Here is a 22643-nt window from a genome sequence, read left to right on the forward strand (position 1 = left end):
ATTTTGCTGCTAAACGACCTCTGTTTGGTTGACAAGAGTTGAGGAGTAATGCGAGGAGCCGGAAAGTCGGTTTCGTGGGGTTGTTTGCGAAACAAGGGGTTTTTATGGAAAGGTACAGAGTTTTGTTGAATTGGTCAACATAGAATGCTTGTCCACAGATTGCACAGATTTATCAGATTAAGAGACGGATCGGCGTGCGGCCGCGCGGAGGAAGGCGAACACGTGGCGGTTCACGATTGCGTGTTTGCGCCGCAACATCCGAATCCTCGTTCCTTCGCGAACTTGAACGTGCCACCGTTCCGATCGGTGACGATTCGGACCATCAACAACACCGCTGGCTTGATCGGCTATATGCGCTGCTTCACCGTTAATCGCCCGAAATCACGCGAAACGCGCCGTCGCTGATGTCCTCGATTGCGGGCACCGCAAGAGAGCGGATCAAAATCTCGTAGCCCTTCTTGGGCGGCAGACCATCCGGGACGCGCCAGTTCAGTTTGCCGTCGTTGTCGGTCGATTGCTTGATAGTTCGCACGAGTTTGCCCTTGCGCCACAGTTCGATATGGACGGAATCGCCCGTGGCCCCTTCGGAATTCCACCGGATCTTCTCTTTACGGCCACGAACCCAGGTTTCGTCTCCATTGGGCATAGTCGCTTCGAGTGTATCCGGGTTGTTGGGGTCGGTGCCGGTGTCCCAGTCGTCGACGTAGACTCCGGTGTCTGTTTCGCTCGTGTCGGCCAGTCCGTCGCCGTCGGTATCGGTTGCGCGGTCCAACGTGGCGACCAGAATGTCCCCGTCGTTGCCGTTGGTTCCGCACTGCGAATCGTCGGAAAACCATGCGGAGACAAAGTGTCCCAATCGATCGGTGGCAATAACAGGGACCAAATCACGTCCGGTATCGATAGTGGCGTTGCCGGCAAGTGGCGTGGGATCGCTCCATATGGCGCCATTATCCGTCGAATAAGCGACTGCGATATCGTCTTCGATGAGAAGACCCTGGATTAACACGCGTGAGGACGACCACACTGCGACCCAATGTCCCATACCATCGGAGATCACATCGTGATACCGATCGTCTTGCGCGCCGTCCGATGCGGCGTCCGTATTGAGGGGTTGCGGATCGGTCCATGAGGCGCCGTTGTCTTCCGAACGGGCAATCAGAATATCGAAGTCAGAGCCACTCTTCCCCGCGGCAGTCCACGCGGCTATCCAATTACCCAAACCATCGGCAGCGATAACAGGGTCCGTATCGTCATCCATATCCGTGGCCGCGTCAGTGTTGAGCGGCGCGGGATCGGTCCAGGTCACGCCATTATCGGTTGAGTGCGCCGTCAAAATATCGCGGTCCGTGCCCAAGGACCCTTTGTCGGCTGTCACCCGTGCAGCGACCCAGACACCCGATTCATCGGTCGCCACAACAGGCCCTTGGTCATTGGCGTCGTCGGTACCCGCATTGGTATTGAGCGCGGCCGGTGCTGTCCATGTAGCGCCGTTGTCCGACGAACGAGCCAGGAGGATGTCGTTGTCGGTCCCGATGCTTCCGCCGAGGGAGTTGTTCGACTGCCAAGTTGCCACCCAGTGTCCCAATCCGTCCGTCGCCAAACCGCCGGTGTAATCGTTCGCCGTGTCGCCTCCTGCGGTTGCGTTCAACGCGACGGGCGGCGTCCATGATGCTCCGTTGTCGGTTGAACGGGAAACGAGGATGTCGGGATCCGCGCCGATGGTTCCGCCGAGCGGATCGTTGGAATGCCAAACCGCGACCCAGTTGCCAAGTTTATCGGTGGCCAGTAACGGCACGCCGTCGTCTCCGGTGTCTGTCGCGGCGTTTGTATTCAGCGCCGCGGGCGGGGTCCACGTCACCCCGTTATCGACGGAGCGTGCGACCAATAAATCCAGATCGACGGCGGGCGTTCCGTCCATGATGCCGTCCGTGTCCCACACAGCGATCCAGTGACCCGCGCAATCCGTGCGCACGACAGGACTGATGTCCAAGGCGGAATCGGTTGCGCCGTTCATATTCAGCAGCGCGGGACCCGAAAAGAACCCGCTGCCCGGCTCGGCGATGTTGCCGTACACCGCCGTCAAGGTATGCGGTTGATCCATGGCGATGTCGATCACGTCGTCGGCGGAAAACAGTACACCGTCTTTCAGCCAATGCAAGAATGGGCGGCATTCCCAAATCAACTGCGCCGCCAGCGTGAGTTCCGTGCCCTGTCGAAAATTGGCCGTGTGCGGCGTCGTAATTGTTTGACCGGACTCGTCCGTGAGACCGATCGTGACGCCATCCCCGGGCGAGCTAACAACCTGTAACTCGTGCAAGGGATCATAATGCATCGTCAGTGTTCGGTCGCGGCGAAGCAATCGCACCGTTATCTCGATCTCCGTGGACAGTACGGTGTCTCCTTCCTGCCAATGGGAGAACACATAGTCCTCGTCATAAAAAAAGTCGTATGCGGTGAGGGTGACGTTCTCGTTGGCCGGGACCGCGAAGTCTACCGGAGTTTCCCAGTCCCCGTTCGATCCAGGGAGCCCGTGGACCCCGAACAGTGCCGGTTCAAACGGCTCGCTCCGAACCGAAAGTGTCTGGTCTATTGTTATTCCCTTGGAATCCTGGGCATGACAGGGCAAACTACAGAACACAACGGTGGCGATGAGCGTTGCACGCAGGCAAAGACTGGAAAAACAGTTGAAGCGTCTTTGAATGGTTGTACCTGCGCGGGGCACGTTGAAATGTCGCACACGAAGCTCCTTGTAGCGTATGTAATGCGACCCCGCCGCACCGAACGAGTGCAACATGAAATCGCAAAACGATCAGAACAACTGACTCGCCCTGAGCACTGGGATTTCTCGACCATCGCGGCCGGGTTCGCCGCGATGTCCGTTGTACCTGCCTTCGATTTCACGAAGTGATGGCTACTGCAAATTCGGCGGTGGCCGCTCGCATCTTGGCAGAACGCTTTGTTTACTCCTTGACGAATTTGAACGTGCCGTCGCTTTCGTCGGCGATGACTGGGTTGGTGGTGGAGGTGATACGGATACGGTAGCCTTTGCCTTTGGTGTTGTTGGGGACCTTCCATTTGGTTGAGCCGGTGTTTTGCGCGGCGGCTTTGATGTTCAGTTTGACTTCGCCGTTCTTGACGAGGTCGATGGCGACCGTTGGGCCCGTGTCGCCTTCGGTTTCCCATTCGATCTTTGTTTTCTTGCCGCGAACCAGTCTTTCGCCGCCGTTTGGATCGGTGACGGTGATGCTTGCTTGCGCCGCGGCGGGGGCTTGGGTGACGGTAACGTCCGTTGGACTGTTCAGCGCGCCGGAGGCGTTGATGCGGATTGTGCCGACGCGCTGGCTGCCGGTGGTGTTTTCTTCGAATGCGGCGTCGATGGTCCCGGCGTTCACGCCGTTCATTCCGGAGGTGATGCTGAGCCAATCGTTGCCGCCGATGACGGACGCGGCCCAATTAAGCGTGTCTTCGCCGTCGTTGGCGACGTCAAAGGTCGTCGAGCCGGCCGCGGCGGCGACGTCGCGATTGGCGGGGGTGACGTTCAGCAAAGGCGCGCCGGCCTGCGTGACGGTAACGTCCATGGGGCTTCCGGTCGCTCCCGTGGCGGTGACGCGGATCGTGCCGACGCGCTGCGACACCGTTGGGTTTACGGTGTACGAGACGTTGATAGTCCCGGAGTCCGTGCCGCTGTCGCCGGACGTGATCGACAGCCAATCGCTGCCGCCGATGATGGCGGCGTCCCACGGCATGCTGCCGGTGCCGGTATTGGAGACGGCGAAATCGGTTGCGCCGGATGCGCTCGGGACATCGCGGTTGGACGGCGTGACAGAGAGTACGGGCTGCAGGAGCGTTGCGACGTAGTCTTGCGCCGTTTGATCGCTGGATACGTTCGAGTACATGCGGTTGGTGGGTGCGAAAGAATACCCCGCGAGTTGCGGCGTGACGGTGCCGGAGAAGCCGCTGTCGACCATTGCGCTGTATTCGCCGGATGCGTTGGTGGCGGGGCTGCCGGGCAGCCCGTCGAGGGTGACGCCGGCAAGCGGTCCTCCGCCGGACATGGTAATGGCGCCGGATATCGTAAACATTTCGCCCGAGCAATCGCCGTAGGCGGTGATATCGCTCTCGATGAAGTCACCGGGGCGGCCGAATCCTTGACTCAAGCCGACGAGCCCATCCAGCGCGGCGATAGCGAGGTGGGTGATGCGAATGCGTCCGTCGAAGAACATTTCGATTTGGAAGTTATTCGAGTTGCCGGTGCCGAATTCGGGAATGTGCGGCCACGTGACGACCGCGCGATCGTCAAACTGCTGGTAGATGAGCGGGTTCGACGACGAACTTGGCGCGAAATCATCCCACAATGCGGAAATGCGCGGCGTGCGGAAATGGCGCGTAAAGGACTCCGAAGGGTTGCTGTCGCCTTCACCGAACGTGACGCAGCCGTTCGGACTGAGGAAATACGAGTTGTAGTTCACGCCGAAAAAGGGAAACACCTTTCCGCCGGTAAGCGGTATCTCCTGAAACGAATCGGTAATGAAGTTGATGGGCGTGCCGCCCGTGGGGTCCGTGGGAAACGCAGTTGCGGGGGTGCGGCATATGGAGTAGTGATCGACGGAATTCTCCGGCGTGAACAACAACGTCTGATTGTCGATGTCATTGTCGTTGCTGCTGAACCGTTCGGTGAAATAGTCGGGGACCTCTTTCGTGGTGAACGAGAAGCACGCCCCGCCATTGTTATTCGAAGACGTGTTGCCCGCGCCGTCCGTGGCTTCGACGCCGAAAAAGTAGGTTGTTTCCGAGGAAAGCCCGGAAAGGGTGGCCGCGTGCGTCAGGGCGTCTTTTCCGCCGCCGCGCGACATTGTCAGCGAGCCGCAGGCGCTGCCGAAGTGGACGGTGCTGTCCGCGGGCTCGTTAGTATCGAACGTAATAATCGCCTTGTAGCTGTTGATCTGCTGGACCTGGACGGTGGAGATCACGGGCGGCGCGCAATCCACCGCACTCGTATCGTCGACGGTGTCCGCGCCGCCGCCCTCGACGTTGGCGTCGTCGTACAGCGCGGTAACTGACCCGCCGTTCGCGACTTGGAGTTGCCCGTCCGCCGCGACTGCGCCGGTAGTTGTGTCGATTGTGTTTGTGAACAAGCCGCTGCCCGAGACGGTCTCGTTCAGTGTGAGTTGTTCGGTGTCGCCCGCGCTTGTCGTGAGCGTCACATCGACCGTCCCGTCCCCTTGCAGGTCTGCGTCACTGACGGAGACCGTCAGGGTGTCCGCGCAACCAACCGAATCGGGGTACATGGTAATGGCGCCTGTCGCACTTTGTACGCCCGCGTTCCATGCGAACAGCGCAAAGTCCTGATCAAGCGCCTTGGCGCCGGGGATTCCATCGCCGGCGATATTGAATGCCTTTACGCGGACGGTAATCGGCCCGCCGGTCGGCTGGATGAAGACCGCTTCGAGGTTGTTCAGTCTGTCGGCGGAGCCGCCCGCGGTTGACATGCCGTTGGCGAATACATTGCCGCGATAGGTTGTGCCTCCGTCAATCACCTCGAGGTCCAAATCGTTGATCAATGCCGGCGAAGCCGCCGGCGCGGCGGGCTGGTCCGTCCAGGCGAGCGTCACTTTGAAGTGCGTGTCGAGCAGGACGGGGGTAAGCGTCACTTCGAACATCTCGCCGGACGCGTTGAACACGTGGGTCTGGTCCAACGAGTACAAGGCATTCTTGATCGAGGTAAGGTTGGTCAGGTTTACCGCACCCCACCCTTGATTGGTATTTGGAATATTCGCCAGGGCGCCGCCTGCGCCGTCCGCGCCGCCGACGAGGTCTGTTGCCGTTGCGACGAGGACCGCCTTGATAAGGGCCGGGCTTGGGTTGTTCGTATGCCCGAGCGAGGCCAACTGGTCATCGAACAATTCGTGGACAATCATGCCCGCGCCGCATGCCAACGGGCCGGCATGGCTCGTGCCCGACGAGCGCGCGTAGTCTGTTTGGGTCGTCGGCCAGTACTTTTCGCTGATGCCTCCGCCGGTATACCCGTCAACCGTTGGCGCGGGGCCTTGAACGTGCGTTCCAACCGACACCACGGTGACACCAAGCCGGCCGTCGGCTGCGGGGCCGCGGCTCGAGAAGGCGGCCAAGTCGCGGATGTTGTCTGACTCAGCCGGTCCAATGTTGCTTCCGTCAATTCCGTCGGCGTCGCTGTTTTCCGAGGCCCCGACGGAAATCACGTTTTTGGCGCTGGCGGGGGAGCCGACGGTCATGGCCGTGGGACCGGCGTTACCCGCGGAGACGAAATAGATCATTTGTTGGTTGCCCGCTTCGATTGGGTCCGCGTCGCGCACGAGCGCATCGAATTCCGCCGCGCGCGCGTTGTAGGCCCCGTTGACATCCGCTCCCCACGAATTGTTCGAGAATGTCGCGCCGGCATCTTGCGCATCTTGAGCGAGGGAAGGGATCGTATTGGCGCCAATGCTGAAGACCTCGGCATTCGTGAATATCTTTGTCTGATACACCGAAGCCCCGGGGGCGACCCCTTGTCCCAACAGATAGCCCGCAGGGTCCATCGTGCCGACGGCGGCGTTTCCGACGATGATTCCGGCGTCGATGGTGCCGTGGCCTGCTTTGTCGTCTCCGGTGGCGTCGGTTGTCGCGTTGAAGATTCCGGCGATACGGCCGAGGATATCGGCGTGCGCGGTGCCGGGCGCATTTGTGGCGATTCCTTGATCCAGGCCGAGGTCCTGTACCTGCACGACGACGCCCGGCGCGCCGCTCAGTCCTTCCGACGCAAGCCACTCGGCGTATCCCGGCCCGGCGGGAGTCGTATCGCCGGGCGCGTATCGCCCCGCGGCGGTCTGCGCTCCGCGTTCGCCGTGCAGCTTGGGTTCCACGAATTCCTCGATGTGAAACACGGAATTCAAGCTTGATGCGTATTCGAGCGCGGACAGCGGCAGATGGACGTCGGTTTGGTACCAGCCCATTTGCGTGAGATCGGTTTCGACGATTCGATGACCGCGTCGCTCGAGTTCGGCGGCGGGGCGCTCGTCAACGCTGAGCACGTTTACGTGGATAAGTTTCGATTTCGCGTGTTTGTCGGTCGCCGCAGCGGCCTTGGCGCGCAATGGGGCTGCGATCTTCGTTTCGGCGGGCTGAAGGCCAACCCAGATTACGCCCCGCGCTTTCGCGCAGGCGCCGGCTGCCGTGGCCGGAACCGATACCAGGTATGCGTACTCGGGGATGTAGTGATGTACGGTTGCGCCGAGCTTCTCGATGTTCTCGATCCAGCCCGGTTGGATCGGCCCCTCGAACTGCACCAGGACTACGACCTGGCCGGACGCACCGGCCGCTTTCTGCAACGCATCGGCGGACGCCACGGTCTTCGATTTGTCAACTTCGATCCCGTTGAGGCGGAGCGATTGCGCGAGAGCAAACGGGCACGAAAAGACCGCGACAAGAATCAATGCGCGAATACGGTACTCCATGGCACACCTCCGTACGCAGACACACAGACACCGCGAAACGAGAATTACCGATGGGCAGCCCGTGCATAGTATAGTGAATATAGGTGAATTGTGCGACATTCGAGAATTGCTGTTCCGTGGTAACGCCCCAGACGGCGGGCGGTATAATTGAGTGGGAAATTGTGCGGTACGATGGCGGAGCGTCCGCCCATCGGGGCCTGTGGCCGCTTTCGGGAAGTTCGGGTTGGCGAGGCAGTACATGGCGCCGGCCCATTTGCGGAACAGGGGAACATATCCATGCGTAAGTCTCTGGCGCTCCTAACGATTCTTCTGATTGCGGGATTGGTTGCCGGCTGTCCAAGACCTTCCGGGCCGGGTGGATTCAAATACACCAGCGCAGACCTGACGGGCGGGTATCGCAGCCTTGGCGGGTACCTGAACGATGTCGCGGCGGGCGGCGAAGGGGGTGGGGGAGGCGACGCGCCAGCGCGCGAACTCGTCGAACCCGATGTAATTCGCCAAGTGGGCGACACCTTGTTTGTCCTGAACCAGTATCGCGGTCTGACGCTGGTTGATCTCGAAAGTCAGACCATCCTCGACCAAGTGGCGACGCTCGGGTTTCCGCGCGACCTGTACGTTGCGGGTAATCGCGCGTACGTGCTCGTTGCCTATGCGGCGGACTTCGAGCGCCACGGCGACACAGTCGCCTACGAGATCGCATCGCGGTTGTATGTCGTCGATATCTCCGACCCGGAGGATTGCGCGATCGTGTCGACATTTGGCCTCGAAGGCGACCTGACCGACAGCCGGCTGGTTGGCGATGTGTTGTATGCGGTGACGGCGGAGTACGACTGGAGCTGGGTGGATGCGATTCCGTTGAAAGCGAAGACTTCGGCATCGCATATCGTCAGCGTGAACATTGCCGACGAAAACAACATTTTCAAAGCGGATGAGGTGTCGACCAGCAACATCGGCGACGTGGTGTACGCGACCACGTCCGCGATCTTCGTGGCAGGGTGGGATTTCGACAAGGACGGCAGCGAGGTTACGCTCATCGACATCAGCGATCCTGCGGGCGACCTTCAGGTGGGCGACAACGTCGATGTGAAGGGATACATCGCGGACAAGTTCAAGATGGACGTGTACGACGGTGTGCTGCGGATCGTGTCGAACGGCTGGGCGGACGGCCGGCGGACCTTCATTACGACGGTGGACGTGGGCGATCCGAACGACCTCGATACGCTCGCGGAGATCGAGTTCGATCGGGCGCACGGCGAGACGCTGTTTGCGACGCGTTTCGACGGTACGCGCGGGTATATTGTGACCTTTTTTCAGGTTGACCCGTTGTTCGTAGTCGACTTTACGGATCCGGCGAATCCGGTAGTCGCGGGCGAACTGGAAGTGCCGGGCTGGTCGACGCACATCGAACCGCGGGGCAATCAGCTCATCGCGCTGGGCGTGGACAACAGCAACGGCAATTGGCAAGTCAGCGTGAGCTTGTTTGACGTGACCGATCCCGCAAACCCGGCGTTGGCGGACCGCGTCAGCTTCGGCGAGAACTGGAGTTGGTCAAGCGCGTATGAAGATGTGAAGGCGTTGACCGTCCTCGACGACGTGATTATCGTTCCGTTCTCGGGTTGGGAAGAAGTTGGCGGCGGATTCGACCGGCTTCAGTTTGTGTCGTGGACGCCGGACGATCTGACGAAGCGCGGCACGGTGGACCTACAGGGAAGCATTTTGCGATCGTTTGAGCACGGCGACTTCTATTACGGTGTGACGAGCGAGCAATTGGCGCAGATCGACGGTTCGGACCTCGATCATCTTGAAGTCACCAATACGATCACGCTTGCCGAGAACATCGCGGATTTTGTCGAGTTGTCGTCGAGCGTGGGCGTCGAGATCGTGACGCAGTATGACACGGGGAACACGGTCGCGCGCGCGGTGGGTCTGCCGCTGAAGGGCGGTCTCGGCGAGGTGGAAGTGAACATCGGGCAGCTTGTCGGGACGCACAAACGCGGCGATGACGTCATCTTGGTTGGCGCGTCGTGGTATGACGAGCCGGGATATAAGATTGCCGTCGTCGATTTCAGCGATCCGAGCGAGCCGGAAGTCACGGGCGAACTTGATGTCGATGTGTGGCCGTATTACGGGTACTGGTGGATCCTGCCCTACTACGAAATCGGCGGTGGCGGCGGCGGAGGCGTTGTGCCGGCAGGCGGAGACGCGGGTGTTGCCGTGGGCGGTGACGTTGCGGTTAGCAGCATTTGGTGGCCGTGGTTCCCGTCGTACCGGCAGAAGTCGACGCTGCTGGCCGGCGATACGCTGGTGCTGCGGTGCACGTCGGAGTCGTTTGATGAGACACTGGGCGATGGCGCGGCGTACGAAGGACTGGCGCTGGTCGATCTCGATGCGCTCGAATTGACGACGACGGTAGGGCTTGGGTTCGATGCGGTGTCAGGTGTGGATGCCGTTGGCGACAAGGTCTACATTTCGAGCAAGACGTTCATCGACGGCACGGTGTTTCCGCTGAACCGCGCGCCGGAATGCGCGTACTTCATTACGGAATTCGATCCGGCGACGGTGGATGCCGGGCCGACGGTGAACGTTCCCGGCGTGTTTGTACAGTACAATCCGGGTGCGGACATTTTGACGCTGCGCGACGACGAGTGGGGCGTGAACTACGAGTACAATTCATTGCTGCGCACGGTGTCGTGGGACGGCGGTCTCGGTGTGGACGAGATTGACAACACGGACCTCCCCGATGGTGCGTCGACGGTGCTGGGCCGCGGCGGGAAGGTGTACATCGAGGCGTTTGACAATGGCGTGCGGTTGCACGTGGTTGACCTGTCGCCGGGCGGGGCGATGCAGTCCGGCGGTGACGTGCTTGTGACGGAGTCGTGGGCCAACCTAATCGACGCGAATGGAACGAGCGCATACTTCGGCGTGGGCGGCGGCGCGATTGTGCGGTATGACTGCAGCGGCGACCCGGACCTTGAAGAATTGATCGAGGTCATGGGCACGCCGAGCGCGATCCGATTTGGCGAGGCCGCGGCGTACGCGCCGTTGGGGTACTTTGGGATCGTGCAGTTGCCGCTTTGAGACTTGCTTGATATTGGTGGTGTACAGCCCGCACATTGTGCGGGCTGTGCTTTTTTCGGAGTGGTCGTAATCGTCGTCGCAATCGTAATCGGTTTTTGGTGTGTGGAACGTGCGAAGGGAAATTGTCGATTACGATTACGATTACGAGCACGAGCACGAGCACGAGCACGAGAAGAGAAGCGCGTACATTGATTTGCAGATTAGCATGCAGGGGAAGGTGCAGTGGGAATCCGTAACGATTCGGTTGTGACAATCGACTGTCACTATGGTGGTGAGGGCTACACCTCGGCGTACTTAGTCGTCGAGAACGGGCGCGCAGCGTTTGTCGACACAAACACGGCGCACGCGTTGCCGTATTTGCTCGGTGCGCTCGATGCGGCGGGTATTGCGCGCGATGCGGTCGATTACGTCATCGTGACGCACATTCATCTCGATCACGCCGGTGGCGCGGCGCCCTTGATGAAGGCGTGCCCGAATGCGACGCTCATCTGCCATCCGCGCGCCGCAAGGCACCTTGCCAATCCGCGGCGCCTTGTTGCGGCCGTGAAGCAAATCTACGGCGATGAAGTGTTCGATCGGCTGTATGGGACGATCGAGCCGATTGAGGAATCGCGCATCCGTTCCGTCGCCGATGACGAGACGATGGCGTTTGGCGCGCGGACGTTGCGTTTCGTGCACACGTTGGGGCACGCGTCGCACCATATCTGCATCCACGATTCCGGGAGCAACGGCGTGTTCACCGGCGATTCGTTCGGGCTGTATTACGAGTGGATGACCGTCGATCCGGAGCGGCCCTTTATCATGTGCCTTTCGACGCCGACCGAGTTTGACGCATTGGAGGCACGCCGTTCGGTCGAGCGGCTGCTCGCGTTAAACGCGGAACGTGCGTACGCCGGACATTTCGGCGAACTGCGCGGCATGCGCACGGCGGCGCCGACGCTGCTATATACGATTGATGCATTCGAGCGCATCCAGCACGACGCTTCGGAAACCGACCTCGATGACAGCGGCCTGCTGCACTTCTGTCAAGAGCGTGTCGAGCGCGTGGCGTGGGAGGTATGCCGGCGGTGCGGTGTCGAGCCGGCGCAGCAGCACCAAGTGCGGCTCGCGGGCGACGTGCTCATCAACGCGCGCGGACTCGCGCACAACGCGCACAAACTTCGGGGCGCGCGCGCGGGCTGATGCGTCAATGGCCCATCTCGATCAGAACGGGCCGTAGCTTTGCGGTGCGAAACGTCACGTGTGTGAGCGCGTAGCGGCCAAAGTGGCTGATGAGGATGGCGCTCCAGATTGCGTTCGCGGACAGCATGCCGAGTTGATTGTAGATTTCGCAGACGCCGAGCAACACGAATATCTGCGTGATGATCGCGATGTACATCGGTTTCTTGGTGTCGCCGGCGCCCATCAGCCCGCCGGTCAACGCGAGCGCGACGGCGAGGAACACGCCCGAGACGGACAAGTAGTGCAGGAGCGCCGTGCCGAGTTCGAGCACGATGAAGTCTTCTCCATCGCTGGAATTGAATAACGCCAGTAATTGGTCTGGCGCGACCCAAACGGCGACACCCCACACCGCCGCCCACGCACCACCCATCGCGGCGGCCACGTGGACGCCGCGGCGCCCACGCTCGCTCTTGCCGGCGCCGATGTTTTGTCCCATCAACGCCGCGGCGGAGCCACGCAGACCAAGCGCAGCCCACGTTACGAACGAGAACAACTGCGCGTAGCAGATCGTGTAGGCGGCTTGCGCGGCAGAGCTGTCGGCCAGCCCGCCGATGTACCGGTAGAGCCAGATGCCGCCGATGTTGAGCACGACGGCGTGAATGCCGCTAGGGATGCCGATGCGCGCGACGGCGCGGATGACATTCCAGTCCGGTACGAGGGTGAATCGGTCGGGCAACCCGAGGATTGCTCTTCTGCGGATGATTAGGGAGAGCGCAATAAGGACTGTGGGAATCGGGGCAAGACCCGCACCCAACGCGGCGCCTGTTGTCCCCAGTTCGGGGAATGGGCCAAACCCGGTAATGAACACCGCGCTGAACAGAATGTGGAGGCCGGTTGTCAGCACGACGAGTACGAGCGGCGTCTTGGCGTCGCCGGAGGTTTGCATCGCCGTGCCCAGCAGGAAGTTCATCGACAGCGTAATGCCGAAAAGAAAGAGGGTGCGGAGGTAGGGGAGAGCGTACGCGCGCACTTCCTCGGTCGTGTTCGCGAGCTGCAGCAGGTACGGGGACACCAAGTATCCGATCGGCGTAACGATGAAGAGCACGAGATACGCGGTCAGCAGAGCGGTATGGTAGAGCACGCGGTTCATGCGCGCGCGGTCCTGCTTGCCGGCGGACTGGGCAATCAGCACGCCCATGCCGTGAAACAACGAGGCAAGCGAGACGACGACCACGAGAAAGAGGTTCCAGGAGACGCCCACGGCGGCGTTCGCTTCATGGTGCCGCACGCTGTGGGCGATCAGAATCTGGTCGATCATCCCGTGGACCCCGTTGATGAGGTTCATGAGGACGATCGGCCAGGCGAGTTTCCACACGCTCCGCACAATGCTGCCGGAAACGAGTTCTTCGTCAAATGGTTTCATGCGCGCCTTCTAGGACCAAACGGGAAAGTATATCACGACGCGGCGCAGGGAGTTGGGGGCATGAAGCCGCGCGCCAGGGCAATTGCACATAAACTGCCGATAATTGGGGCCTGAGCGAAGAATAGCGCCGCTATCGGGGCGCACTCCAAAGCGCTCCGCGCGGGCAATCGACGCCGTGTATTTGCGCGAAGCGCCTTTGAGGTGTGGCGAGGTATCGCCGTTTTGGTCCATTTAAGCGCGACGAACTTGCCCGTTTAGTGCAATTGCCCTAATCAGCGCGCCTTTCCGGGGCGCTCCGGCAACACGACGCGGATCAGATCGATCCCGGCCTTAATCACGGCGAAGGGAATACGAAGCAGCATCGAAACGAGTAAGACGATGATGAGCGCTCCGGCAAGCCTTGGCAGGCCGCCGCGCGTGAGCGCATCGGTCAGCACGCTGATAGTCTGCGCGAACCGGGTCTCTTCGTCCGGTTCCGCGTGAGCTGCGCGGCGCGTCCTCGCGGCGGACTGCTCTCTCAGTTCCTGCATTTCCTGTTTTCTCGCAGCGATGGGGGAATCCGATGTTGCGGCTTTGCCGGAGGTTTCGGAGGGAGTTTCAACTTGGGGTGGCATCGACTCGGCGTTGCCCGGGCCGGGAGGAGTATCGGATTCTGTCGCAACGGGCGGGGCATCCGCGTTGGCTGGCTCCGACGCCGCGGCGGGTTCCTTCAGAGGGATGTACCATTGGTCGAGGTAGGCATTAAGCTGTTCGGGGGACTTCAAGACGTCGCTTATCACTTCAAAACTCAATGCGGCAAAGTATATCCCTGTCACCACGAGTACGCCGCCGAGTGTGGCCGCGCCAAGCCGCACGTAATGAAATGCATCCCGCGCTGTCGGCGTGGAATTGCGCGCCGCGCCATAGGGGTCGTTGCGCGCAATGGAATCCGGTTCGATCGGTTTCGGCAATTCGTACGGGTCGTTGCGTTCCACGGGGTCCACGGCCGGTACCCTCCCAACGTGTACGACAGTATGCACTAATTGCGATAGCGCAGGCGATCCGCGGGGGCATGGTGCGAAGAGCGGGACGCGTGTGGTACCTTTCCACGTTCCCCGCCGCTGTCGAAACGTGCAGTGGGTTTCCGCGGCCTGAGTGGGTGTGACAGGCCGTAGCAGGTTTCGGCGAGGCCGCGGCGGGAATCGAGAGGAAAGCAGCATGGCAACGCGAAAAACAGCAAAGCCCATCGTTGGCGTCATCATGGGCAGCAAGAGCGATTGGGAAACGATGAAGCACGCGAGCGAAATGCTCGAGGAGATGGGCATCGAGCACGAGTGCCACGTCATGTCCGCGCACCGTACGCCGGACGAGACGCTCCGCTACGCGGAGAAGGCGGAGGGGCGCGGCATTCAGGTCATTATCGCGGGCGCGGGCGGCGCGGCGCACCTGCCGGGGGTAATCGCGGCAAAGACGATTCTGCCGGTGCTGGGAGTGCCGGTGAAGTCGCGCGCGTTTAACGGACTCGATTCTCTGTTGTCGATTGTGCAGATGCCGAAGGGCGTGCCTGTCGGAACGCTGGCGGTTGGCGATGCCGGGGCTGCGAACGCGGGCCTGTTGGCGGCGGCGATCGTTGCGCTGCGCGATCGCAAGGTGGCGCAACGCCTGCAGGCGTTTCGCGCGGCGCAGGCTGCCCGGGTGCGGGCGGAGAAGCTTGAGACGTGATCGATGGTTGGAGTCAAAGCGGAGCTTTTCAAGAGAGCATTACCAAATGGAAATTTGGTAACGAGAATGGAATGGAAATTTGGTAACGAGAATGGAGTTGAAATCTGGTAACGAGAATGGAAGAGTGCGTTACCAAATGGATGATGGGAATTTAGTGACGAGGAAGAATCGCAACGCGTTGGTAACGAGAATGGTGCTTGGTGAATTGATCGGTCGATGAATTCCGCACAAGGCCAGCCGCAATTCCACAAGACTCTCGGCCCGTTCATGCTATGGGGGCTAGGCGTCGGGTACGTCATATCCGGAATGTACTTTGGCTGGAACCTGGGACTGCCCGCGGGTGGGCCGTACGGACTGCTGGTTGCGGCGCTGATTGTCACGGTCATGTACGTGGCGTTCATCCTCAGTTACACCGAACTGACCTGCGCGATTCCAAAGGCTGGCGGCGTGTTTGTGTACGCCACGCGCGCGTACGGGCCCGCGTTCGGGTATCTGGGCGGTGTCGCGCAGATCATCGAGTTCGTCTTTGCGCCGCCCGCCATTGCGATGGCGATCGGCGCGTACTTCACGACGTTTTTCCCTGCGATTAGTCCCGTGGCCGTTGCATTCGGCGCGTACCTGATGTTCACGGCGCTGAACATACACGGCGTGCACCATTCCGCGATGTTCGAGTTGTTCGTGACTGTCCTCGCCGTGGGCGAGCTGCTTGTCTTTGCCGGCGTCACGTTGCCGCATTTTTCCGTCGAGAAGTTTGCGATGGACCCGCTGCCCAACGGCTGGCTGGGCGTCTTTCCGGCGATACCGTTCGCGATTTGGTTCTATCTGGCGATCGAAGGCATCGCGAACGTGGCCGAGGAAACCAAAGACCCGCAACGGCACCCGATCATCGGCGGGATTTCCGCGATGGCAACACTGGTTGTCTGCGCAACGCTTACGTTCTACGCGGCGATCGGTGTGGGCGGATGGAAGGCGATCGTGTATCCGCCGGGAGTGACGGAGGCGTCGGACAAACCGTTGCCGCTTGCGCTCGGGCAGATATTCGACGTGAACCATCCCTTGTATCACATGCTGGTGGTCATCGGATTGTTTGGTCTCGTGGCATCGTTTCACGGCATTATCCTTGCGGCGGGGCGCGCAACGTTCGAGTTCGGGCGGATGGGCTACGCGCCCGCGTTTCTCGGGACGACGCTGGCGAAACGGCGGACGCCGGCGTGGGCGTTGATAGTGAATATGTTTGTGGGTTTCGCGGCGATTCTTACCGGCCGGACCGGCGATATCATTACGATCTCGGTCTTCGGCGCGCTTGTGTTGTATATCGTGGCGATGATCGCGTTGCTCCGCTTGCGCGGGATCGAGCCGGATCTGCTGCGCCCGTATCGGACGCCGTTCTATCCTTTGCCGCCGATTGTTGCACTGGCGATCGCAGTTGTTTGTCTGGTCGCGATGACGTATTACAACCAGAAGCTGGCCGGGATTTTTGTTGTGCTCGTTGCGGCGGGTTATGCGTGGTTTTACGTGGCGTCGAAGTCAAATTGGATTCGGGAAAGTCACGACTAGCGCAATTCAAGTTTGAGCACACTGTCTGTTTCGTGCTCCTGCTCGTGAGTCGTCATCGTACTCGCACTCGATACTCGAAAAGATCGAGTACGATGACGCGCAGGATCCTCCTTCGCCCGATCGGCTTCGGAGGACAAGTCACGAGCACGCGGTGCAGTCGACCTTGAAATGCTCTAGAGAATCAGGTTGCGGTGCGCTTTCAGCGTGTCGCGGTAGCGGCACGGGCTTTAACCAGGGCAAATTAAGGAAAGTCTTCGCCGCTATGCCCGGTAGTTTTCGGTGCTAATCGAGTGAGCGAGCACGAGCACGAGCACGAGCACGAAAACGAAAGCGAAAACGGAGTCACACAATAACTCAAATTGCTTGAGAATAGGGCGGGCGCACGATTTCACGGTTTTGGCGACGAAGCCATCGTCGTGTTCGGTCACTATGTCTACACGTTGAAGCGGAACAGGACGATGTCGCCATCGTGCATGATGTATTCCTTGCCTTCGAGGCGGACGTGACCGGCTTCTTTCGCCTTGACCATCGACCCCGCGGCGATGAAGTGATCGTAGTTGACGATTTCCGCGCGGATGAAACCGCGGGCGATGTCGCTATGAATGACGGCCGCAGCATCAACGGCCTTGGTGCCTTTTTGAATCGTCCACGCGCGGACTTCCGGCTCGCCGGCGGTGAGGAAGCTCATGAGGCCGAGCATGTCGTAGGCCGTGTGCAGGAACTGGAGGCGGGACTCCTCGCCGAGACCGAGGTCGGCGCGGTAGGCGGGCCGGTCTTCTTCGGATAGTTGCGCGATTTCGAGTTCGAGCGCGCCGCACAGTTCGATCAGGGCGAGGTTGTTATTCTGCGCGAACGCGCGCAGTCCGGTTGGGTCGTCGTTGCCGATCGATTCCTCGCCGTAGTTGCCGAGAATCATCATGGGTTTGAGCGACAAGAAGCCGAAGCCCATGACTGCGTGCAGTTCCTGTTGCGAGAGCGCGAGCGTGCGGAGCGGCTGGCCGGATTCGAGGTGATCCTTGCAGCGTTGGAGCGGGGCGAGTTCCACGCCCTTCTTGTGCTCCTTTTCCATGCGTTCGAGGCGCCGCTCGACAATGATGAGGTCGCCGAGTTGTAGTTCTTCTTCCATCGCCTTCGCGTCGCGCGCGGGATCGACGCTGCCGTGCGGGTGCATTACGTCCTCGTTCTTGAACGCGCGCACGACGTGGACGAGTGCATCGACCTGTTTCAGCGCATTCAGTGCGGCGGTGTCGAGCGCCTTTTCTTCGCCTGCGGCTTCATTTGGCGCGATGTCGATGAACTGGAATTCGGCGTAGGTGATCTTCTTGGGCTTATGGATTTCCGCCAGCTTGTCCACTCGGGCATCCGGCACTTTCAAAACGGCGACGTTCGACTCGCGTGCGCCGAAGGTGCCGACAGCGGCGTGCGCGCCGGTGAGCGCATTGAATATTGTCGTCTTGCCGGAACGGGCAAAACCAATAATACCGACTTTCATTCGAGTCCTTTCGAGTTCCTGGGGGAGTAGGAAGTAGCGGCTAGCACGCAGTGTCTAGCGTCTGAAAGGTGGATCATACCGAAGGCCGAGTGTTTCGTGCTACATAGCGAAGAGTCCCCCCTGATCCCACGCCCAATGTCTTGCGTCCTCCTTGGCCCAGACTTTTACAGATAGGATTCATGTCGTGTGCATTCGCTGCGCGAATTGGGCCGGATTCGATTGACCAGTTGGGCTGACAACTGCGAATGGCACGTCAGCGCGAGGGGTGGGCGGAATCTGGAGCAAGAGCGAACCGAGGATCGTCGGGGAGTTCGAGAATGATTGGCCACGAAATCGATCAAGGATCGCAGCGCGGCGTGGCCGCAACCATTGAGTCTTATCATTCAATTTCAAATTTGAGATCTCAGATTCTCAGAGAGCAACTCGCTGAAACAATAGAGCGTACGCGAGAAGGGCAAGGTTATCTGGATATCTTCGGCAGAAACCACGCGAAGCGGGTGACCACTGGGACACGGGTAGTATTGGGAACACGTGCGAGAGCGTGTGCAAGTGGATCACGTATGAATGCGCGACGTGGGAGACGGTCTTGCGGATGTCTGGCCGCAGGGCAAGTATTTGTTTAGCATACCTGCATGGACAGTGAAGGCCGATATTTCCGTTGGAAGTTCGCGATACCGCCGGAGAAGGGCGGGTGGATTTGGTGGATTGGACCGCTGGCAGTTGGCATTGCCGCTGCGGGTACCGTGCGCCCCGGGACGATGGCCGTAGTGGTTGGCGCGTTTGCGGCATTTTGCGTGAGGCAGCCGCTTACATTGTTCATCAAGTCTTACCGGCTGGCGTCGCTTCGGGTGGAGCGGGGTCCCGCGGGGTTTTGGGTCTTGCTGTACGGGGCAATTTGTGCGTTGGTGGCAATCGCTCTGTTGCTCGACGGAAACCTGCGAGTGCTCGCGCTCGCGATACCGGCAATCCCGGTGTTCGCGTGGCACTTCTATCTCGTTGCGCGGGGAAACGAACGGCGGCAGATGCTGCGCGACGTGCTGGCGGCGATGGCGCTGGCGTTGTCGGGCACCGCGGCGTACTGGAGTTGCGGGGGCGGGAACGATGTCACCGCGATATTGGTCTGGCTGCTGCCGGGGTTGCATTCGAGCGCGTCGGTGGTGCACATGTTTCTGCGGCTCGATCAGCGGCGGTGGGAGGAGGCAGGCGCACTGTCGCGGCGGTTGCGGTTGGGGACGGGGCCGTTCGCGCACCACGCGGCAAACGTCGTGTTCGCGTGCGCATTCTGGGCGGCGGGGTATGTTTCGATCTTGGGTGTCGTGGCATTCGTGCTGTGCTTTGCGGACGGTGTCTGGGCGATCCTTGTCCCGCAAGTTGGACACACGCCGAAGCAATTGGGTATGCGACAACTGGCAGTCTCGGCGATATTTTCCGTGCTGATGTGTCCGGCGTTTTGGACGTATTGAATCGTCCCGCCGCGCTGAATGTTTGGGCGTCGACCTCCGGGCGCCGCAAATAACAGGTGACTGTCCCTATTTAATGTTAGTCTTCGAATACCACTACGTAGGCGATCGCGCAGCATGAATCGGGCTCGGGCGACGTGAAGCAGTTGAACTGGATGCCGAGAGCGTCTTCGATGAATTCAGTGCCCTTTTCGCCGGGTCCGAGGATGACGGTTTCGAACCCGCCACCATCAATTGGGACTTCGACGCCTATCGAGCAGTCCCCGATATTCTTGAGTGCGAAGCCAGCATCCTCGACGGAAGAGAACGTTACGCGCGCTCGCATGGGCTCGCCGCAGCCGGCAACGGACACGCCTTTCGTATGCCCGTCGGGGTCGACGACGAGGTCCTCGGCATCGTTGCGGAGTTTTTCGATCAGCTTGGCAGTCTTCTTGGTAATTTTTCCGCAGGGCGAATCGCCTTTGGACGCATAGGCCGGCGTCTCCCCCGGCACGATCATGCTGAGGCCGGCGATTGCGAATGCCGCGACACACGGGATTACGGCGAGCCAGAGCAACTTCCTTCTACGAACTGCGTGTGCTGCACTAAGGACTGTTCTTTTTCCCATTGATCCGCCCTCCGGGGTTGCAGTACTGCACCGAGGTACACAACGCCTTGCATGGCGGAAGTCATATTACAGTAATCGGGGAGAATTGCAACGAAAAAATGGCGATTTACAGTTGACAAAAGCCGCGCCCGATACCGCCGCGGTCGGGATTCGATTGGGAGTGTAAGTGTCGATCTCGTGTCTACGAGTTGTCACGAATTGCAGTTTCTCCCATGGACGTTATGGACGGAGTGGACGCTATGGACGATGCAAAACTTGTGGCGATTGCGGTGGCGAATACGAGTACGAGCGCGGGCACGAAGCGTTGTTTGAATTTGGCACTTGGAGGGTAGATCGAACCGTGGGCGGCACGGGATGACGCCGCGTGCAATGCGCCGCGCCGTTTCGTTACGATGCTGTGACCGGGGCGCGGTGCGTGTGATGAAGGGTGAAGTATGCCGTCTCGAACGAATCCGGAGGAAGCCGTTCCCGCGGAGTGGAACGAGGGCGACGTCATTCTCGGGGTGTACGAGGTGAAGCGGCTGCTGGGGCGGGGCGGCATGGGCAGCGTGTACCAGGTACACCACCGCGGGTGGGACATGGACCTCGCGGTGAAGTGGCCGAAGCCGGAGGCCATCATTGCGCGGCGCGGCGCGGACCTGTTCGAGCGCGAGTGCGAGACGTGGGTCAACCTCGGCCTGCACCCGAACATCACGACGTGTTATTACGTGCGGCGTCTGGGCGGTATCCCGCGGGTGTTTGCGGAGTTCGTAGCCGGCGGCAATCTCTCGTTCTGGGTCCGGCACGGAAAACTGTACGCGGGGACGAGCGCACTCGAGCGGATGCTCGATATTCTCATTCAGATCGCATGGGGACTGCGGTACGCGCATTCGCAGGGGATCGTTCATCTCGATATCAAAAGCGCGAACGTATTGATGACGCCTGACGGCTCGGCGAAAGTCACGGACTTTGGGCTTGCGCGCGCGCTTCACGTGGCGACGGCGCCGGAGGACGGCGAGCAGTCTAAGCGCGGCGGACCGCGGGGGACGCCGGTCTACAACTCGCCCGAGCAGGCGAATCGCGAGCCGCTGACGTTGGCGACGGACATTTGGAGCTGGGCGGTCGTCGCGCTGGAACTGTTCGTGGGCGATGTGACGTGGATGGCGGGGCCCGCCGCGTTGCAGGCGCTCGATGGGTACCTCGAACTCGGCCCGGAATCGTCGCGCATACCCGCGATGCCGGAGCGTATGGTCGCGCTGTTGCGCCGGTGCTTCGACGAATCGCCGGCGAAGCGCCCGACAAGTATGGCGGAGGTTATCGCGGAATTGTTGAAGGTCTACGAGGATGCGCTCGGTTTTCCCTACGCGCGGAAACAGCCCGAAGCGCAGGAGACTTCGGCGGAGCGACTGAACAACCGCGCGGTTTCGCTGATGGACCTTGGGAAGAAAGCGGAAGCCATCGACACGTGGGAGCGCGCATTGCGTTTCGAGCCGGCGCAGGCGGAGGCGATTTACAACCTTGCGCTGGCGCGCTGGCGGTCGGGGGCGACGACCGACCAGTCGATTATGCGCGCGCTGCGCGACCTGTGCCGGTCGCGTCCGACGGATTGGACGGCGATCTACATGTTTGCGCAGGTGCGGTTGGAGCGGGGCGATTTCGATGGCGCACTAAAGATGCTGCGGCTAATCAAGGGCAGCGCGACAGACGGTCACGAAGTGCGCACGGCGTGGAATGAGGCGGAGGCAAACCTCGACAAAGCGCGGCGGCTGGTCAGGGAATTCGGCAACGACGTGACCGATGTGTCCGCGCTGTGCCTGAGTGGCGACGGTCATATCGCGCTTACCGCAAGCGCGCCCGAGAAGGGCGACGGGTGCGTGACTGTGTGGGACGCCACAACCGGGGAAGTGCGCGGGACGATCGGAGGGCATCAGGGAGGCGTGCGGTGCGTGGCCTTGAGCGCGGACGGCATCCACGTGCTGACCGGCGGCGCGGACGGCACGGCGCGGTTGTCCGAACTGGCGACGGGCGATTGCGCGGGCGTCTTGCGCGGGCACCAGGGTCCGGTGAATGCGGTGATGTTCAGCGACGACGGACGGCTCATGTTCACCGGTGGCGCTGACGGCGTCGTGCGCGCGTGGGACCGCGCGACGGGCGAGAAGCGGGGAAAATTTGTCGGGCACAAACGCGAGATCAAGGCGCTGTGTTACGGCGCGCATGGGCAGTCGTTTCTCAGTTCCGGCGCGGACAACGCGTTGATTCATTGGGACCTCAAGCAGGGCACGCAACTTGGCGCGATCCACAGCTTTCAGTCGCCCTTGCTGTCCGTGGCGGTGAGCAATGATCGGCGTTATCTGCTGGCCGGCACCGCGGATGGCTTTCTCGAGTACCTCGATCTGAACTCCGGCAAACGCCTCGGTCGGCGGCGCGGCCACAGTGAACCGGTGACGGCGGTGTGCCTGAGCAAGCGTGGGCAGTTCGCGCTAACCGGCGGGCACAAAGGAAAAGTGCGGCTATGGGAGACGTCGGGCCATCGCTGCCTTTTTACCTATAAGGCCTACGCCCCGGTTGCCATCAGCGCGGACGGACAACTCGCCCTGACGATCGGCGAAAAAGGCGGCCTCAAACTTTGGTTCGTCGGTTTTGAGATGCCCATCCACCATGCGCCGCTGATGGTGTGCCGGGCGTAAGCCGTTCGACCCGGCCGCGGACCCAGTGT

At 60.8% G+C, this 22643-nt stretch carries 13 protein-coding genes; 7 read left to right on the top strand and 6 right to left on the bottom strand.

Features of this window, described 5'->3' with window-relative positions; translation table 11 throughout:
• Window positions 1-367: 367 nt before the first annotated feature.
• Together HUU46_15075 and HUU46_15080 are read right to left on the bottom strand one after the other, a co-directional pair.
• Window positions 368-2422 (bottom strand): exo-alpha-sialidase, encoded by a 2055-nt coding sequence (locus HUU46_15075; GenBank protein ID NUM54968.1) that lies wholly within the window; start codon window positions 2420-2422, stop codon window positions 368-370.
• Window positions 2423-2960: 538 nt separating this feature from the next.
• The gene (locus HUU46_15080; protein ID NUM54969.1) at window positions 2961-7469 is read right to left on the bottom strand and encodes a S8 family serine peptidase; all 4509 of its coding nucleotides are present in this window, start codon (window positions 7467-7469) and stop codon (window positions 2961-2963) included.
• A gap of 276 nt (window positions 7470-7745) precedes the next feature.
• On the opposite strand from HUU46_15080, the gene HUU46_15085 reads away from it, so the two are divergent.
• From HUU46_15085 to HUU46_15095, 3 genes are all read left to right on the top strand, one after another.
• Window positions 7746-10547: a beta-propeller domain-containing protein gene (locus HUU46_15085; GenBank protein NUM54970.1), complete on the top strand. Its 2802-nt coding sequence runs from the start codon at window positions 7746-7748 to the stop codon at window positions 10545-10547.
• 109 nt (window positions 10548-10656) lie between these two features.
• On the top strand, window positions 10657-10797 hold the full coding sequence (locus HUU46_15090; GenBank protein NUM54971.1) for a hypothetical protein: 141 nt from the start codon (window positions 10657-10659) through the stop codon (window positions 10795-10797).
• Window positions 10770-11729 (top strand): MBL fold metallo-hydrolase, encoded by a 960-nt coding sequence (locus HUU46_15095; GenBank protein ID NUM54972.1) that lies wholly within the window; start codon window positions 10770-10772, stop codon window positions 11727-11729. Before HUU46_15090 ends, HUU46_15095 begins: the two co-directional genes overlap by 28 nt.
• 4 nt (window positions 11730-11733) lie before the next feature.
• Here HUU46_15095 and HUU46_15100 read toward each other — a convergent pair whose 3' ends face one another.
• Both HUU46_15100 and HUU46_15105 read right to left on the bottom strand, forming a co-directional pair.
• Entirely contained in the window at window positions 11734-13131 is a 1398-nt protein-coding gene (locus HUU46_15100; protein ID NUM54973.1) for an MATE family efflux transporter, read from the bottom strand.
• A gap of 272 nt (window positions 13132-13403) precedes the next feature.
• The gene (locus HUU46_15105) at window positions 13404-14114 is read right to left on the bottom strand and encodes a hypothetical protein (GenBank protein ID NUM54974.1); all 711 of its coding nucleotides are present in this window, start codon (window positions 14112-14114) and stop codon (window positions 13404-13406) included.
• Between the two features lie 214 nt (window positions 14115-14328).
• On the opposite strand from HUU46_15105, the gene purE reads away from it, so the two are divergent.
• Both purE and eat read left to right on the top strand, forming a co-directional pair.
• Window positions 14329-14832, top strand: a complete 504-nt coding sequence (gene purE, locus HUU46_15110) for a 5-(carboxyamino)imidazole ribonucleotide mutase (protein NUM54975.1) — start codon at window positions 14329-14331, stop codon at window positions 14830-14832.
• A gap of 216 nt (window positions 14833-15048) precedes the next feature.
• A complete protein-coding gene (gene eat / locus HUU46_15115) occupies window positions 15049-16389 on the top strand; it encodes an ethanolamine permease (protein ID NUM54976.1) in 1341 nt (446 codons plus the stop codon).
• 433 nt (window positions 16390-16822) lie between these two features.
• Here the strand turns inward: eat and ychF are convergent, their stop codons facing one another.
• On the bottom strand, window positions 16823-17881 hold the full coding sequence (ychF, locus tag HUU46_15120) for a redox-regulated ATPase YchF (protein NUM54977.1): 1059 nt from the start codon (window positions 17879-17881) through the stop codon (window positions 16823-16825).
• A 632-nt stretch (window positions 17882-18513) separates the two neighbouring features.
• Here ychF and HUU46_15125 point away from each other — a divergent pair.
• Window positions 18514-19344 (top strand): YwiC-like family protein, encoded by an 831-nt coding sequence (locus tag HUU46_15125; GenBank protein NUM54978.1) that lies wholly within the window; start codon window positions 18514-18516, stop codon window positions 19342-19344.
• A 76-nt stretch (window positions 19345-19420) separates the two neighbouring features.
• On the opposite strand, the gene HUU46_15130 is transcribed toward HUU46_15125, so the two are convergent.
• Window positions 19421-19897: a hypothetical protein gene (locus tag HUU46_15130; protein NUM54979.1), complete on the bottom strand. Its 477-nt coding sequence runs from the start codon at window positions 19895-19897 to the stop codon at window positions 19421-19423.
• A gap of 485 nt (window positions 19898-20382) precedes the next feature.
• On the opposite strand from HUU46_15130, the gene HUU46_15135 reads away from it, so the two are divergent.
• Complete coding sequence (locus tag HUU46_15135; GenBank protein NUM54980.1) at window positions 20383-22614, top strand: protein kinase; 2232 nt, start codon at window positions 20383-20385, stop codon at window positions 22612-22614.
• Window positions 22615-22643 lie beyond the last annotated feature (29 nt).

The sequence above is a fragment of the Candidatus Hydrogenedentota bacterium genome (assembly GCA_013359265.1).
Classification (GTDB): domain Bacteria; phylum Hydrogenedentota; class Hydrogenedentia; order Hydrogenedentales; family SLHB01; genus JABWCD01.